Below are 15,377 nucleotides of genomic sequence, written 5' to 3' on the forward strand. Positions count from 1 at the left end.
GCTCGTTCGCCTTTACATCGATGATGAGCCTGTTCCCGTCGCACGTGGAGCAGGCTTGTTCGCATTCGCCGCCCCGCTCGCCGGCGCAAGCAGCCCGCGCAGCATGAACACCGCGAGCAGCGCCGTTGCACAGCCGAGCACGCCGACGATGACGAAGCCTTGGCTTAGCGTCAGCAAGTCCCCGGCGAAGCCCATCACAAGCGGTCCCGCGAACATGCCAAGGCCGTAGATCGCCTGGTAGAAGCCCATGGCGGTCGCTCGTTTGCCGGACTCCATATGCTTGATGCTGAGCGACATCAGGACGGGCGAGGTGAAGCCGCGGCCGAAGCCGGAGATCGCCTGGGTCAGGATGAGCAGCCAGAGCGTGCCCGTGAACGGGATGGCAATCGTGAAAAGCCCGCTCAGCACGAAGCCGAGGATGATGATGTTCCGCTCGCCCAGCTTGCGTGCGAGCACTCTGCCGCCGAACCACGAAGCGAAAGCCGTCGGCACCGTGGAGAAGAACGTCAGCAGCCCCATATCCAGTTTGGTCGCCCCTAGCGATTGCGCGTAGACGGGGGTGAACCCGAATACGGTTGCGAACGTCAACAGCTGGAACAGGATGGAGAGGGACGAGACGGTCAGCAGCAGCCGGTCGCTGGCTACTTCCCTCACCCCTTTCATCGTAATGCGCGGCTGGTCTTTATCGAACTTTTCCACCAGGAACAGCGATCCGACCATCCCGATAATCCCGACGAATGAACCGATCAGGAAAGCCGACTCCCAGCCATATTGATCCGCAACCCAACCGCCGCTCAGAATGCCGAGCATCTGGCCGATGGCATTGTAGAATGAGATCGTCCCCATCGCCTGCGTCGTTTCCCCGCTCGGATAGTAGCTGGCGAACAAGATCGTGAAATCGACCCAAGTGGCCGCCGCCGCTCCTGCGATAATCCGAAGGAACAGAATCCAGGTCAAATCCTGCGTCATCAGGATGCCCGCGCCGGCAATCGCCGAGAATACCAGTCCGAGAATGATGAACAGCTTGCGCTTGTGGAACCGATCCGAAACGATCCCAACCGGGATGCGCAGCAGCATTTGGCTGAGCCCGTACATGCCGACGATCAAACCCGCCATTTTCGTAGATGCGCCCAGATCCATGACATATGCCGTCAAGATCGGCACGCATGTGTACATCGAGAACCAGAACAGCATCGTAACGGTACAAAATAATGGAATTCGGTATTGCGGTTTGTTGAGCTGCGCTTGCATACTTACGCCTCCGCTCTCTTTGTGGGTGCACAGCCTCATCTTACCGCCGCTCCGTCTCCTTCACAAGACCTTCATCATATTAACCTTATTGAAAATAAGAGGGGTCGAGCATCCGGTATGATAGTGGTATGATGGAACAGAACCTGCAAGAACGGCTCCCCGTTCCAGTCAAACGCAAGCAAGGAAGTGCATCCGGTGGCATTCTCGTGGAAACGCAATTTATTCGTCTTATGGATCGGCTCGTTTCTGGTCAGCATGGCCTATTCGATCTCAGTCCCGTTCATGTCCATCTATCTGGAGAAAGATCTCGGCGTTACAAGCCATCTGGAAGCTTGGACCGGCATCATCTTCGCCGCCACATTTCTGGCGGGTGCCTTGATCGCTCCGTTCTGGGGCTCGCTCGCCGACAAATACGGCCGTAAACCGATGATGCTCCGCGCAGGCTTCTGCCTGTCGATGTGCTACTTCCTCTATTATTTAGTAGACGGCCCTTATGAGATGCTCGCCGCTCGGATGCTGGAGGGGCTGCTCGCCGGGTACATTCCGTCCGCCATCGCGATCATCGCCACCAACACGCCGGAGAAACAAGTCGGCTACGCGCTCGGCATCATCTCTACCTCCAGCGCGGCGGCGGGCATTATCGGACCGCTCTTGGGCGGCGTCGTCAGCCATCTCGTCGGACCTCGCGACACGTTCGCCTTCGCCGGCATCATGGTGTTCGTCGCGTTCCTGATCGCCATCTTCTGGGTGAAGGAGCCGTCCTTCAACCGGACCAAGGCGAAGCGCTCGTCCGTGCTCTCGGATCTCAAGCAAGCCAGCCAGAACCGCAGCTTGATGGTAGCGCTCTTCATGGTGTTCGTGGTAACCAGCTCCGTCATGCTGCTGGAGCCTCTGCTCACGATCTATGTCCAGCAGCTCGGCACCGACGATTCGTCGGCATCGCTCTACGCCGGCATTATTTTCTCCGCGGTCGGCATCGCTACCCTGATCGCCGCCCCTTGGTGGGGCAAGTACGGCATGAAAGCCGGCTACGAGCGCGTGCTGTTCATCGGCCTACTCGGCGGCGGGGTCGGCAACCTGCTGCAGCTGTTCATCCCGAACCTGTTCGGCTTCGGGGCGCTGCGGTTCGGCTACGGGCTGTTCTTCGCCGCCGTCTATCCGGCGCTGAACGCCATCATCGCCGAGCGCACCGACCCGTCGTTCCGCAGCCGCGCGTTCAGCTTGAATTCGTCAGCCAACATGATGGGGCTGATGGCCGGTCCGCTGTTCGGCGGGTTGATCGCCACACAAGTGCCGATTCCGATCGTGTTTTTCTTGACCGGAGCCAGTTTGCTGGGGATGGCGATCCTCATGCGGCTGCCGCGATTCGCGATCGGGAATGCGCCGGCCCTCCGGACGGAGACCAGCTCCGCCGTGGAATGAGCCAGCCTGCGCCGTTAAGCCGTTTTCCCTTAGGGGAAGCGGCTTTTTTGCGCTAGACAGCAGGGCTTAAATATGGATAATTAGGGGTGACAAGCATCCGAGCAACTCCCTCATCCGATGGGGATCTTAGAAGAGGTAAGCATCCGTGGACATCGACAACCAAGCCCAAGCCGCCCTGCGTTCCGGCATCGGATCGAAGTTAATCAAGATTGCAATTGTAATCGCTTCCATCGGATTGATTTATGGGTGCGTCCACTTCTTCCTCGCCCTCGCGGAGAAACATCGCGCCGAGCAGGAGAAGCTGGGCCAGCTGATCGCCTCGCTCAATGCAGAGAAGCTTGTGCTGGATCGGCTGGAGAGCGAGCTGTTCACCCAGAACAAGGCGATGAGCGGCTTGAAGACCGAAATCGACGCCCTCAAGAAGGAGATTACCGCGTTCGAGAGCAAGCCGGTCCCCGGTGCCGCCGCGAATACGAAGTACAAGAACGACGTCGACGCCTACAACAAGCTCGCGGACCAGTACAACGCCCAGTCGAGCACGTACAATTTGAAGTACAAGGAGTACTCGAGCCAGATCGAAGCTTACAATGCGAAAGTAAACGAGGCGAACGGTCTGTCCAAGGGCTCGGGGTCGACCCGGACCGTTGTGGCGAATTGATGGATTCATTTCCACACCATCTCATTGTATAAGTTTCTTGTACATTATGATATGATTGCTGATGGCTTAGGTACAACCAATAGCAAATCCCTCAGCCGATGGGGAATTGAAAATGGTGAATTGTATGTATTTGAGAATTTCTACACAAATCGCATTATTGACAACTCTGTTATTTACATTCGCTTGGTTAGGTGTTGCGCTTCAAATTGAGTGGGTTTACAAAATGAAGTTTGTTGAATACTTAGGGATTTTGATGGGCGTCGGATTGTTCAATTTTTTCGTCTCCATACTTTCGTTGTCTAGGAAACAACCGAGGAGCGAAAGAAACCATGAGCAATAGAGCAGGTTCCTTTTTCGGGTTAATTGGATCACTTCTGCTAATAATCGGTTTTATTATGAGTCGATACGCTTCGGAAATACTCTCGAACATGGATATCTATCTTGACGAGGTTGTCGATTTTGCATTTAAAGTAATTGACATTTATCCATACTTTTTAATGAGTGCAGGTGTATTTATTTCGGTTTTTTTGATTAATTTTCTTAAAAAAATACGCTTACGCCGAATCAAAAATATATATGAACTAATTGAAGAAATGAGGGATGATCCCCTGAACCGAGCTAATGCATACAGTACTTGGTTAAAAGGAATGGGAGTTGCATCATTTGTGTTAGGTTTAATCTTAGGCATCTATCTATGGTCCCAAGACGAGTTGCCTGTGACCGAAACTTCGAGGCTCATGTTAGGTCTCATTCCAATACTGTACTCTTTCGTCGGCGGCATTTTTTTATTAGCCTTCGGAGAGATCATCAACCTGCTGCAACAAATAAAAGACAAAAAAGGAATCTGAATTTCTGCATAATTGAAATCGAAGTAAAGCCCATTTCCACTTGGGCTTTTATTTTCAACATAAAATCGAACATACATTCCTGTCTATCCACAAAGCTATTCACATATAACTTGAGGGATCAACTTGAACCTCGACTTATGCAAGCCTTTCTCTCTCGAATTGTGGATTGGACTTTGACCCAATGATTAATCGAAATCGTAACGCTGCTCCTTGAAGGGATCTCCATACATATGGTACCCATTCCGCTCCCAGAAACCCGGCTTATCCTTCGCCATAAACTCCAGGCCGCGCAGCCACTTGGCGCTCTTCCAGAAATACAGGTGAGGCACGACCATCCGCATCGGGTAGCCATGCTCGGGCGAGAGCAGCTCGCCATTGTGTTTGATGCCGAAAAAGCTCGTCTCCCGCAAGAAATCGTCCAACGGCAAATTCGTCGTCCACCCGTGCTCGGCATGCAGCATGACGTACCCGGCTTCGGGCTTCAGCTTCACCTTTTCCATCACGGTCGAGACCGCCACGCCCTCCCATACATTGTCCAGCCTGGACCAAGTCGTCACGCAATGGATGTCATTGTGGAATTCCCGCCGGGGCAGCGCCATAAACTCCTTGTAGCTGATCTTCACTTCCTCTTCCACTAATCCGAAAATGCGGAAATCCCACAGCCCCATATCGCGATAGTACGGCACTTGGCCATAATGCAGCACGGGGAAGCCTTGGGTGACGGTTTGCCCAGGGGGCACGCGGCTCGGATCAACGGGCGGATTCGATTTCGAGAACATCGGAAAAAACCTCCTTTTATCGCTCACAAACCTATCTTGGTTCCATTATAGCAAAAGTATTCCGCCGGTCGAAGACCGCAACAAAATCGTCCACTTGAACGGGCAACCTCAGAAAAGGTACAATATTAGTAGTGAAAGCGCATTTTTTGGATACTAGCCTAAACTTGGTCAGGAGGGATTTCCTTGAAAACGTTCAAGGAACTGCTGAACCGCCGGCGCAGCATATGGCTGACCTGGCTTCTATCCTATGTCACGATTTTGCTGCTTCCGATCTTGCTGAGCATTTTCGTCTACGCGGCTTCCAGCCGTACGCTCAAGAACGAGATCCACCAGGCGAACAATGCGTTGCTCAGTCAGGTGCGCGAATCGATGGACAACCACTTCCAGGCGATGGAGCGGTTGAATTTCGAGCTGACCTGGAATATCCGTATCCAAGACGTCCTCTACTCCAACAAATATTTGAATAGCCCGAACGACCGCGCTTACGATCTCTATACGGTAGCCCAAGACATGAAGCAGTATAAGAGCGCCTACACGTCAGTAGACTTTTTTTATTTGTATATGCCCGGCACGAATACGGTCGTTCTGCCCAGCATGGTACGCGAGGAAGAGTTTGCCTTCAACCTGCTGCACCGCCGTCCCGACTACTCGATCGAGCAATGGCAACAGGTCGTAGGACAACTGGACTTCAAAGGCTTCGTGCCGATGGTTCGATTGAACGACAGCGGGAAGGTGACGCCGACCGTCGCTTACGTCAGCACCTATTCGGCGGGTGGCGGCGATCCCGTCGCTACCAACGTTATCATGATCGATCAATCCCGCATCCTGGGCACGATCCAGAACGTCGAGCTGTTCAATAAAGGCCATGTGCTTATTCTGAATAATCGCGACGAGCCGTTGTTGTCGAATTCGGAGATGAACCTGCCGGCTGATTTTCCTTACCAGTCGCTGCTTGATACGTCAGGTTTTTTCTATTACGACCGCGGCGGCGAGAGATACGAAGTTTGGTACATGAAGTCCGGCAAGTCCGGGCTCAAATACGTCTCTATGATTCCTAGCAGCCTGTACTGGGAAAAAGCGACCTACATCCGTAACTTGACGCTCGTCAGCATCGTCATCAGCTTGATCGGCGGCGGGCTGCTCACGACGTTTTTCCTGCGGAAAAATTATAATCCGGTGCGCCGTCTCGTCCAGTCGCTGTCCGGCAAGGCGCCGCTCAACCTTGGCAAAGGCGTAAACGAATTCCGCTTCATCCAGCAGTCGATCGACAGCACGCTGTCGCAGATGGAGCAGCAGAAGCAGCTGCTGCGCTCCCACTTCATCACTCGGCTGCTGAAAGGCCGGCTCGATACCCATATTCCGATCGAGGAGTCGCTCGCCACATTCAAGATGAGCTTCGTCTCGGAACGTTTCGCCGTCATCCTGCTGTCGATCGAGCCGACCGGCCTTTATTACGAGCGCATCCAGGGACTCGATCCCGAGGAGAAGCGCAAGCTGCTGCTGTTCATCGTCACGAACGTGGTCGAGGAGATCGCCGGCCAGAATAACCGCGGCTATATTGCGGAAGTCGGCGAGACGCTGGCTTGCCTGATCAACTTCGTGCAGACGGACGAGGAGCAGCAGCGGGCGGATTTGAGGCGGATCGCGGAAGCTTCGCAGCAGTTCCTGCTCGAGCATTACCACATGCATCTGACACTCGCCATCAGCGGCATTCACCACTCTTACGCAGGCATTACCAAAGCCTACTCCGATGCCCTGGATGCGCTTGAGTATAAGCTGGTGCGGGGGACAAACGAGATTTTGTCGTACGAGGACATCCATCGGCAAACGAACGACTCCGAGGTCGGCTATTATTATCCGCTCCAGGTGGAGCAACAGCTTATTAATTTTGTCAAAACCGGCGATTACGAAAAAGCGAAGCAGTCGCTGAACGAAATTATCGCGCAAAATATTTACCGTCCCGGCGTGACCGTATCGGTTCCTTTTGCCCGCTGCCTTATGCTGAATCTGGTCAGTACCTTGATCAAGACGATCAGTGAGATCGGCAACCTGCAGGAGAGCTTCTTCGTGCAAAACCCGAAACGGATCGAGCGGCTCACAACGTGCGAAACGATTCAAGAGATGCAGCAGCAGATGAACGATCTGCTCAGGCAGGTGTGCGACTACACGAGCGCCAAGCGGCAGCAGAACATGCAGGAGACGCGCAAGAATGCGCTGAACGAGCTGATGGAGCGTATTATCGCCGTCATCGAGCGCAGCTACAAGGACCCGAACCTGAACATCTCGACGATCGGCAACGAGTTCGATATGAAGCCGACTTATCTCTCGAAGCTGTTCAAGGACCATACCGGGGAAGCGCTGCTCGACTACATCAACAAGTATCGGATTATGAAGGCCAAACAAATGATCGCCGAGCGGGGCAAAAACGTAAGCGACGTCTCCGGCTGCGTCGGCTTCAACGATGTGAATGCGTTCATCCGCACGTTCAAGAAGTATGAGGGCATCACGCCGGGCAAGTTCAAGGAGTCTCTGCAGTCGTAATGTTCCCTAACTATGAACTGAATTTCGCTTTAACCGCCCCCTCCACACAATTTGTGAACCTAAGTACACATTTGGCGAAGCCGGCTTCGCGAATTATGTACTTAGGTTCATAATCGACTGCTTTCCGAATCCCACCGATAACCAGACCGCTACCTTGCAAAATTACTGCCGTCGCCCCTCGCTTACCCCTCCCGGCCGTCCCATCTACAAAATCGCCAAAACCGCGCCGCTACGCGGAAAAGAGCCTCATTGTATGGCTCTTTTGTAGATGCGATTGTATATTTTGCATGCCGTTCAGGCGAAACTAAAGATCGAATTGGATATAATTGCGATTGAGAAAATGTAAGCGTTGCCATTATGCTGAAAGCACGAGGACGCAACAGCGAGCCTCGTCACGAAAACTCGGGAAACCGTTTCAAGGAGGTCTCACATGAGCAAAGCCAAATTCAAAATGTGGACTGCTGTATCGGCCATCTTAGTAGCAAACAGCTTCCTGGTAGCATGCTCAAGCAACGGCTCAGACAACAAAGGGGCATCGACTTCACCATCCGCTTCAGCATCCGCTTCGCCATCCACCGCGGCATCCGCGTCGCCTGCAGCCGCAACGAAGTACCCGATGCAGACGACCACACAAGTGACGTTCTGGCAAGAGCTCACAGGCAATCTCGTAGGCGTGAAATCTTCACAGGTGGACGTTCCATTTTATCAGAACTGGACCAAGGTCACCGGGGTGCCGGTCAAGTACATCACTGCGCCGCCGAACCAAGGCAAAGAAACGCTCAACGTCATGCTCGCTTCCGGCGACCTGCCCGACATGATCGACTACAACTTCCTCAGCTTCCCGGGCGGTCCTGAGAAGGCGATCAAAGACGGTTACATCTTAAGGCTGAACGACGTCATTGACAAATACGCGCCTAACCTGAAGAAATACCTGAAAGACCATCCAGAAATCGATAAAATGTCCAAAACGGACAACGGCAGCTACTATGCGTTCCCGTTCATCCGCGGAGACGAATCGCTGATGGTGTTCCAAGGACCGATCATCCGGAAAGACTGGCTGGATGAGCTCGGCCTGCAAGTGCCGACGACTATCGACGAATGGTACACCGTCCTGAAGGCCTTCAAGGAAAAGAAAGGCGCAACCGCACCGCTCTCCCTCGTCGGTCTGCCTAGACCGCTCAATGAATCCGGGGCCGGCGCATTCGTTGGCGCTTACGGCGTCACAAGGGACTTCTACTTGGATGGCAGCACGATCAAGTTCGGTCCGATGCAGCCTGGCTTCAAGGATCACTTGGCCAACATGCGCAAATGGTACTCCGAAGGCTTGCTCGACAAAAACTTGGCTACTGCCGACGTAAAGGTGCTCGACGCCAATTTCGTATCCGGCGCTACCGGAGCGACGGTCGGCAATGCAGGCGGCGGCATCGGCCGCTGGCAGCCGCTGGTTGAAGCGAAGGATCCGAAGGCCGTGCTAGTACCGGCTCCATATCCGGTGCTCAAGAAAGGCGACACGCCGAAATTCGGCCAGCGCGACGACCCCTTCACGCCAGGCGGGATGGTGGCCATCACTGCGAAGTCCAAAAACGTAGAGCTGGCAGCCAAGATGCTGGATTATGGCTATAGCACGGAAGGCGGCATGTTCTTCAACTTCGGTACCGAAGGCGTCAGCTACAAGCTGGAGAACGGCTATCCGAAGTACACCGACCTGCTGATGAAGAACCCGGATAAGCTCGTACCGGCTCAAGCGATGGCGCTGCATATCCGCGGCAACAGCGGCGGTCCGTTCATCCAAGACAAACGCTATATCGAGCAATACTTGGCCCTGCCGCAGCAACGCGACGCCATCAACATTTGGGCGAAGACCGACGCCGCCAAGACGAAGCTGCCTCCGATCACGCCGACTCCGGAAGAGAGCACGGAGTATGCCAAGATCATGACCGACATCGACACGCTCGTGGACGAAATGACGCTCAAGATTATCCTGGGCACCGAGCCGCTCGATTCGTTCGACAAATACGTGGACAAAATGAAGTCGCTCAAGATCGATCGCGCGCTGGAAATCAAAAAAGCCGCTTTGGACCGTTACAACAAACGCTAATCATCCGGGGGGAGGACGTCATCCGTCCTCCCCTTATAGTAGAGGAGGGATGACATGAGAGAAACCGTCACGATCAGGAGCGCAGAGCCCCAGGTGCGCAGCCAGAAATATTCCGCCCGTCTGCTGCGAGATCTGGTTTATAACAAATACTTGTATTTCATGATGATCCCGGTCATCGCGTATTATGCGATTTTTCACTATGCTCCGATGTACGGCGTTATCATCGCTTTCAAGGAATACACTCCGATCAAGGGGGTAACCGGCAGCGAATGGGTCGGCCTGCAAAACTTCAAGGATTTCTTCGACTCTTATTATTTCTGGCGCATTCTGAAAAACACGATCATCATCAGCGTACTCACCCTCGTGTTTGAGTTTCCGGCACCGATCATACTGGCATTGCTCATTAACGAAGTGCGCAATCGCGTGTTCAAGAAAGTGGTACAGACGATTACGTATATGCCTTACTTCATCTCCCTTATCGTCATCTGCGGGATGATCAAGACATTCACGAATGCGGACGGGGTGTTGAGCGATTTCTTCACCTTCTTCGGCTATGACGGCCTCCCTATGCTGCAGAAGCCGGAATTGTTCCGTCCGATCTATGTATTATCTGAAATTTGGCAAAAAATCGGCTGGGAGTCGATTATCTATATCGCCGCGCTCATGGCCATCGACCTGGAGCAGTATGAGGCGGCCCGCATCGACGGCGCAAGCCGGTGGAAGCAGATTTGGTACATCACGCTGCCCGGCATCATGCCGGTGATCATGATCATGTTTATTTTACGAATGGGCAATATGCTCAACGTAGGCTTCGAGAAAATCATTCTGCTCTACAACTCCTCCATCTACGACACGGCCGACGTCATTTCCTCGTTCGTGTATCGCAAAGGCTTGCTGGAGTTCGGCTGGAGCTACAGCACCGCCGTCGGCGTATTCAATTCCGTCTTCAACTTGATTCTGCTGATCACGGCGAATTATATCAGTCGCAAGGTGAATGAGAATAGCTTGTGGTAGAACTCGGAGGGGAAGGGAGGAAGGATTTCTATGAAGATGCAAATGACCTTCGGAGAACGAGTCTTCGATACGATCATTCACGTGCTGCTGGGGCTACTTATCGTCGTGACGCTCTATCCGCTGCTCTATGTGACCTTCGCTTCGGTGAGCGATGCGGGGCAACTGATTACACATAAAGGCTTTCTGTACAAATCGCTGGGCTTCAGCTTAGATGCGTACAGAGCCGTATTCAAAAACCCCGCCATTCTGACGGGATACCGCAACACCTTGTTCATCCTGTTCTTCGGCGTACTCGTCAACCTGTTCATGACGGCGCTTGGCGCGTATGTGTTGTCCAGGAAAAACGTCATGCTGAATAAGCTCTTCATTTTCCTGATCGTATTCACCATGTTCTTCAACGGCGGGCTGATCCCGTTCTACCTCGTTGTAAAAGGAGTGGGGCTGATCGATTCGCTGTGGGCCACGATCTTGCCGTTCGCTATCAATACGTTCAACCTGATCATCATGCGGACGGCGTTCCAGGCCGTTCCCGACAGCCTGGAGGAATCCGCCAAAATCGACGGCGCCAATCATATCACAATCATGTTCCGCATCGTCCTGCCGCTCTCGATGCCGGTTATCGCCGTCATGATCCTGTACTATGCGGTGGACAAATGGAACGGCTGGTTCTATGCTTCCATCTTCCTGAAGGATCACAACCTGTACCCGCTGCAGCTCACGCTGCGCCAGATTCTGATCTCGAACTCGACGGACAGCATGGCCACCGACGCTGCGGCCGCCGACCGGTTCCAGATCGGCGAGACGATCAAGTACGCGACGATTATGGTCGCTACGCTGCCTGTGCTGTTCGTCTATCCGTTCGTGCAGAAGTACTTCGTCAAGGGCGTTATGGTTGGGGCGTTAAAGGGGTAACCAGCTCCTGGTATAGTCGCGCGTAGGCCTTGGCCGAAGCTGCCCAACTGTAGTCGGTGCGGGCGATGTTGCGGTGCAACGCGGCCCAATGGTCCGTCTGCGCGTAGAACGACGCCGCGCGGCGGAGCGTGAACAGCAGGTCGTGCGCGGAGTAAGGGGCGAAGGTGAAGCCCAGGCCTTCGCCCGTGTACTCGTTGTAGGGCGGAACGGTGTCCTTCAGCCCGCCCGTCTCGCGCACGACCGGCACGGAGCGGTAGCGCAGCGCGATCAGCTGCCCCAGGCCGCACGGCTCGAAGCGCGACGGCATGAGGAACAGATCGCTGCCCGCGTAGATGCGCCGGGCGAGTCCATCGTCGAAGCCGATCGACGCCGACACTTGGCTCGGAAAGCGCGAGGCGTACGAGCGGAACAGCTGCTCGTAGCGAGGCTCGCCCGTGCCGAGCACGGCCAGCTGGAAGCCGTCGCGGACGACATCCTCCAGCACGGCCTCGACGAGGTCGAGCCCCTTCTGGTCGACGAGCCGGCTCACGATGCCGATCAGCGGCATGTCCTTGCCAGCCGCGCCTTCGCCGCCGTGCCCGCCGTGCCCGCCGTACCCGCCGTTATCCTGACGTTCCTGCAGCCCGAGTCCGCGCTGCAGGGACGTTTTGTTGTGCCGTTTCTTGGCGAGCGAGTCGCGGTAGGCCACGGCAAGGGCGGCATCGCGCATCGGATCGAACGACTCCGTATCGATCCCGTTGACGATCCCGATCAGGTCGCCCTGCCGCTCGCGCAGCACGCCGTCCAGCTTCTCGCCGTAGGCGGGCGTGAGAATCTCCTGCGCGTACGTCTCGCTCACCGTGGTGAGCTTGTCCGCGTACAGGAGACCGGCCTTCATACAGCTGCCGCCGCCGGCGAACTCGAGGCGCTCCCCGGTGAACCACTCATCGGGGAGACCGGCCAGATCCTGCAGTGTCTCCCTGGAGAAGACACCCTGGTACTGCAGGTTGTGGATCGTGTAGACGGTCTTCGCCGCTCTGCCGATGTCGCCGCCATAGCCTTGCTGCAGCAGCATCGGCACGAGCCCGGTCTGCCAGTCGTGCGCATGCACGACGTCCGGCGCGAATCCGCTGCTCGCGAGCAGCGGCAGCAGCTCGGCCACCGCCCGGCTGAAGAACACGAATCGCTCGGCGTCATCGCCATATCCATACAACCCGCTGCGGCGGAAATAAAATTCATTGTCGACTAAGTAGAACGGCACGCCGTCGACGTCCAACCGCTCGAGGCCGCAGTATTGGCGGCGCCAGCCGAGCTGGATCATGATGTAGCCGACATGCTCCGCTCGGTGCCGGTACGTCTCCGGGATGACGCCATACTTCGGCATAATCACTCGGACGTCGTCCCCCTTGGCCCTCAAAGCCTTGGGGAGCGCGCCGATCACATCGGCGAGCCCTCCGGTCTTGGCGAGCGGCGCCGCTTCCGACGCCGCGAACAACACGTTCATGGACCGCTCCCCTCTCCTTTAGATGATCCGGCGTTTCGCGGCAATGAACGGTGCGGATAGATCGCCCAGCAAATCGCGTCCGCGGCCGACGAGCACATCCTTGTCGAGGATGGCGTTCTCGATTGAGGCGTACTCGCCGATCTCGCAGTTCTGCATGATGATGCAGTTTTTGATCTTCGCGCCCTTCCGCACCTTCACCCCCCGGAACAAAATGCTGTTCTCCACCGAGCCCTCCAAGTGGCAGCCGTTCGCAATCAACGCGTTGCCGACGCTCGAGGAGCGGAGATATTTGGTCGGCGGCTCATCCTTGACCTTCGTATAGATCAACCCCGGGGTGAAGAACAAGTCCCGATACACCTCTGGGTTCAGCAGCTTCATGCTGTGCTGGTAGTAGCTCATAATCGTGTTGACGACGCCTAGATAGCCCTCGTACTTGTAGCCGTGGATCCGCAGACGGTCGACATTGCGCATGATCGCATTGCGAACGAAATGGTCATAGCCTTCGGACAGCGACACCTGCACGAGGTCGAGCAGCAAGTCCTTGCGCAGTACGAACACTTCCATCGAGACGTTGCTAGTGGCGAGCCGGCCTTGGTGGTCCTGCATCGCGGTGACACGGCCTTCGTCGTTCAGCACGAGGCGACGGCAGCGAGCGTTCGTCTGCTCATCGGTATCCTTGTACACGAGCGTCACATCGGCCCCGCTCTCGCGATGCGCGTCGACGACCTTCGTGAAGTCGATGTTGCATACCATATGGCTGCGTGCGACAATGACGTATTCGTCCGGACTGCGGTAGAAGTAATCCCGATGCCGGTGAAAATGGAACAGGTCGCCCTTCAGCATATCCTGCATCTCGTCGACGGCCGGAGGCAGGATGAACAGGCCGCTGCGTTTGCGGTCGAGGTCCCATTCTTTACCCGAGCCGAGATGGTCCATCAAAGAGCGGTATTTCGTATGCGCGAAAATCGCCACGTTCGAGATGCCGGAATTGACCATGCTCGACAGCATGAAGTCGACCAAGCGGTACCGCCCTGCGAACGGAACGGAGGCGACGCAGCGTCCGTAAGTCAGCTCTTCCATCTCTTCGTACTCGTTCACCAGGTTGATGACGCCCATCACTCTTCTCATACTTCCGCCCCCTGTTCCTTCGAGATCGTTGCGAAGCTGCCGATCAGCGTAATCTCCGCGTCGTCGCCTTCTTGTCCGATGACCGCCCCGTCCTCAACGACGCAGCCTTCGCCTATGATCGCGCGTCGGATGACCGCTCCCCGTCCGATTTTGACATTCGGCATGATGACGGAGTCGCGGATGACGCTGTTTTCCCCGATATGGACGCCGTAGAACAATACCGACCGGTCTACGTCGCCGAACACCATGCAGCCCTCGTTGACGAGCGACGTCTGCACCTTGGCCGTGTTCGCTATATAATGCGGCGGCTGGTTCGGGTTGGCCGAGTAGATGCGCCAGGCCCGGTCGTTCAAGTTCAGCCGCGGCTTGCTTTCCAACAAATCCATGCTCGCTTCCCACAGGCTCTCGATCGTGCCCACGTCTTTCCAATACCCATCGAACGGGTAAGCAAACATCCGCTCGCCTGCGTCCAGCATGGCCGGGATCAAGTCTTTGCCGAAGTCGTTGGACGACCCTTCCTTCGCCTCATCCTCCTGCAAATAACGCTTCAGCACCGGCCAACTGAACATGTAGACGCCCATCGACGCCAGGTTGCTCTTCGGCTGCTTCGGCTTCTCCGCGAATTCGGTAATACGCTTGGCCGCGTCGGTATTCATAATGCCGAACCGGCTCGCTTCCTCCCATTTCACTTCGATGACGGCGATCGTCGCGTCCGCCCCTTTTTCCTTGTGGTAGGCCAGCAGCTTGTCATAATCCATCTTATAGATGTGGTCCCCCGAGATGATCAGCACATATTCCGGGTCGTATTGCTCGATGAAGCCGATGTTCTGATAAATGGCGTTGGCGGTCCCTTTGTACCAGTCGCCTCCGCGTTGATTCACGTAAGGAGGGAGGACGGTGACGCCGCCGGACTTGCGGTCCAGCTCCCAGGGGCTGCCGATGCCGAGATGCGCATGCAGGGCGAGCGGCTGGTATTGCGTCAGGACGCCTACCGTATCGATGCCGGAGTTCGTGCAGTTGCTGAGCGTAAAATCGATGATCCGGTACTTGCCTCCGAAATGGACGGCCGGCTTTGCCAAGTTGCGCGTGAGGGCGCCGAGCCTTCTTCCTTCTCCGCCTGCCAGCAGCATGGCGACGCATTTTTTTCGCTGCATGAGGAGTCCTCCTTCTGTCTCTTGCGAGGTAGGTTTTCGTATGAACGGCGGTATTGCAGCGGGTTAGGACAATGAGGTGATTCCAGGTT

12 protein-coding genes are annotated in these 15,377 nt (G+C 55.5%); 7 read left to right on the forward strand and 5 right to left on the reverse strand.

The window, feature by feature from the left end; genetic code table 11:
• Positions 1-12: 12 nt before the first annotated feature.
• Positions 13-1,251, reverse strand: a complete 1,239-nt coding sequence (locus PKO02S_RS17775; protein ID WP_164821525.1) for an MFS transporter — start codon at positions 1,249-1,251, stop codon at positions 13-15.
• A gap of 195 nt (positions 1,252-1,446) precedes the next feature.
• On the opposite strand from PKO02S_RS17775, the gene PKO02S_RS17780 reads away from it, so the two are divergent.
• The 3 genes from PKO02S_RS17780 (at position 1,447) to PKO02S_RS17790 (ending at position 4,179) form a co-directional block, all read left to right on the forward strand.
• Positions 1,447-2,673, forward strand: coding sequence for an MFS transporter (locus PKO02S_RS17780; RefSeq protein ID WP_127585188.1), 1,227 nt, complete (start codon positions 1,447-1,449; stop codon positions 2,671-2,673).
• Positions 2,674-2,818: 145 nt separating this feature from the next.
• On the forward strand, positions 2,819-3,331 hold the full coding sequence (locus PKO02S_RS17785; RefSeq protein ID WP_127585189.1) for a hypothetical protein: 513 nt from the start codon (positions 2,819-2,821) through the stop codon (positions 3,329-3,331).
• Between the two features lie 329 nt (positions 3,332-3,660).
• Positions 3,661-4,179, forward strand: a complete 519-nt coding sequence (locus tag PKO02S_RS17790; RefSeq protein ID WP_127585190.1) for a hypothetical protein — start codon at positions 3,661-3,663, stop codon at positions 4,177-4,179.
• A gap of 185 nt (positions 4,180-4,364) precedes the next feature.
• Here PKO02S_RS17790 and PKO02S_RS17795 read toward each other — a convergent pair whose 3' ends face one another.
• Positions 4,365-4,958: a sulfite oxidase-like oxidoreductase gene (locus tag PKO02S_RS17795; protein ID WP_127585191.1), complete on the reverse strand. Its 594-nt coding sequence runs from the start codon at positions 4,956-4,958 to the stop codon at positions 4,365-4,367.
• Between the two features lie 183 nt (positions 4,959-5,141).
• Between PKO02S_RS17795 and PKO02S_RS17800 the strand changes: the two genes are divergently transcribed.
• The 4 genes from PKO02S_RS17800 (at position 5,142) to PKO02S_RS17815 (ending at position 11,523) form a co-directional block, all read left to right on the forward strand.
• A complete protein-coding gene (locus tag PKO02S_RS17800) occupies positions 5,142-7,499 on the forward strand; it encodes a helix-turn-helix domain-containing protein (RefSeq protein WP_127585192.1) in 2,358 nt (785 codons plus the stop codon).
• A gap of 430 nt (positions 7,500-7,929) precedes the next feature.
• A complete protein-coding gene (locus PKO02S_RS17805) occupies positions 7,930-9,597 on the forward strand; it encodes an extracellular solute-binding protein (protein ID WP_127585193.1) in 1,668 nt (555 codons plus the stop codon).
• Positions 9,598-9,651: 54 nt separating this feature from the next.
• The gene (locus PKO02S_RS17810) at positions 9,652-10,611 is read left to right on the forward strand and encodes an ABC transporter permease (protein WP_127585194.1); all 960 of its coding nucleotides are present in this window, start codon (positions 9,652-9,654) and stop codon (positions 10,609-10,611) included.
• A gap of 30 nt (positions 10,612-10,641) precedes the next feature.
• Positions 10,642-11,523, forward strand: coding sequence for a carbohydrate ABC transporter permease (locus PKO02S_RS17815; protein ID WP_127585195.1), 882 nt, complete (start codon positions 10,642-10,644; stop codon positions 11,521-11,523).
• Here the strand turns inward: PKO02S_RS17815 and PKO02S_RS17820 are convergent.
• The 3 genes from PKO02S_RS17820 to PKO02S_RS17830 are packed head-to-tail and all read right to left on the reverse strand — an operon-like array spanning position 11,498 to position 15,288.
• Complete coding sequence (locus PKO02S_RS17820; protein WP_127585196.1) at positions 11,498-13,006, reverse strand: glycogen synthase; 1,509 nt, start codon at positions 13,004-13,006, stop codon at positions 11,498-11,500. The two genes, PKO02S_RS17815 and PKO02S_RS17820, sit on opposite strands and share 26 nt — an antisense overlap.
• A gap of 18 nt (positions 13,007-13,024) precedes the next feature.
• On the reverse strand, positions 13,025-14,134 hold the full coding sequence (gene glgD, locus PKO02S_RS17825) for a glucose-1-phosphate adenylyltransferase subunit GlgD (protein WP_127585197.1): 1,110 nt from the start codon (positions 14,132-14,134) through the stop codon (positions 13,025-13,027).
• On the reverse strand, positions 14,131-15,288 hold the full coding sequence (locus tag PKO02S_RS17830; RefSeq protein ID WP_127585198.1) for a glucose-1-phosphate adenylyltransferase: 1,158 nt from the start codon (positions 15,286-15,288) through the stop codon (positions 14,131-14,133). Before PKO02S_RS17830 ends, glgD begins: the two co-directional genes overlap by 4 nt.
• Positions 15,289-15,377: the final 89 nt, after the last annotated feature.

This window comes from Paenibacillus koleovorans NBRC 103111 (genome assembly GCF_004000845.1).
Classification (GTDB): domain Bacteria; phylum Bacillota; class Bacilli; order Paenibacillales; family NBRC-103111; genus Paenibacillus_AA; species Paenibacillus_AA koleovorans.

Excerpts from the sequence above, each read along its gene's own strand:
- PKO02S_RS17775 (WP_164821525.1), bottom strand. The coding sequence starts at position 1,251 with ATGCAAGCGCAGCTCAACAAACCGCAATACCGAATTCCATTATTTTGT.
- PKO02S_RS17790 (WP_127585190.1), top strand. The coding sequence starts at position 3,661 with ATGAGCAATAGAGCAGGTTCCTTTTTCGGGTTAATTGGATCACTTCTG.
- PKO02S_RS17795 (WP_127585191.1), bottom strand. The coding sequence starts at position 4,958 with ATGTTCTCGAAATCGAATCCGCCCGTTGATCCGAGCCGCGTGCCCCCT.
- PKO02S_RS17805 (WP_127585193.1), top strand. The coding sequence starts at position 7,930 with ATGAGCAAAGCCAAATTCAAAATGTGGACTGCTGTATCGGCCATCTTA.
- PKO02S_RS17810 (WP_127585194.1), top strand. The coding sequence starts at position 9,652 with ATGAGAGAAACCGTCACGATCAGGAGCGCAGAGCCCCAGGTGCGCAGC.
- PKO02S_RS17815 (WP_127585195.1), top strand. The coding sequence starts at position 10,642 with ATGAAGATGCAAATGACCTTCGGAGAACGAGTCTTCGATACGATCATT.
- PKO02S_RS17820 (WP_127585196.1), bottom strand. The coding sequence starts at position 13,006 with ATGAACGTGTTGTTCGCGGCGTCGGAAGCGGCGCCGCTCGCCAAGACC.
- glgD (WP_127585197.1), bottom strand. The coding sequence starts at position 14,134 with ATGAGAAGAGTGATGGGCGTCATCAACCTGGTGAACGAGTACGAAGAG.
- PKO02S_RS17830 (WP_127585198.1), bottom strand. The coding sequence starts at position 15,288 with ATGCAGCGAAAAAAATGCGTCGCCATGCTGCTGGCAGGCGGAGAAGGA.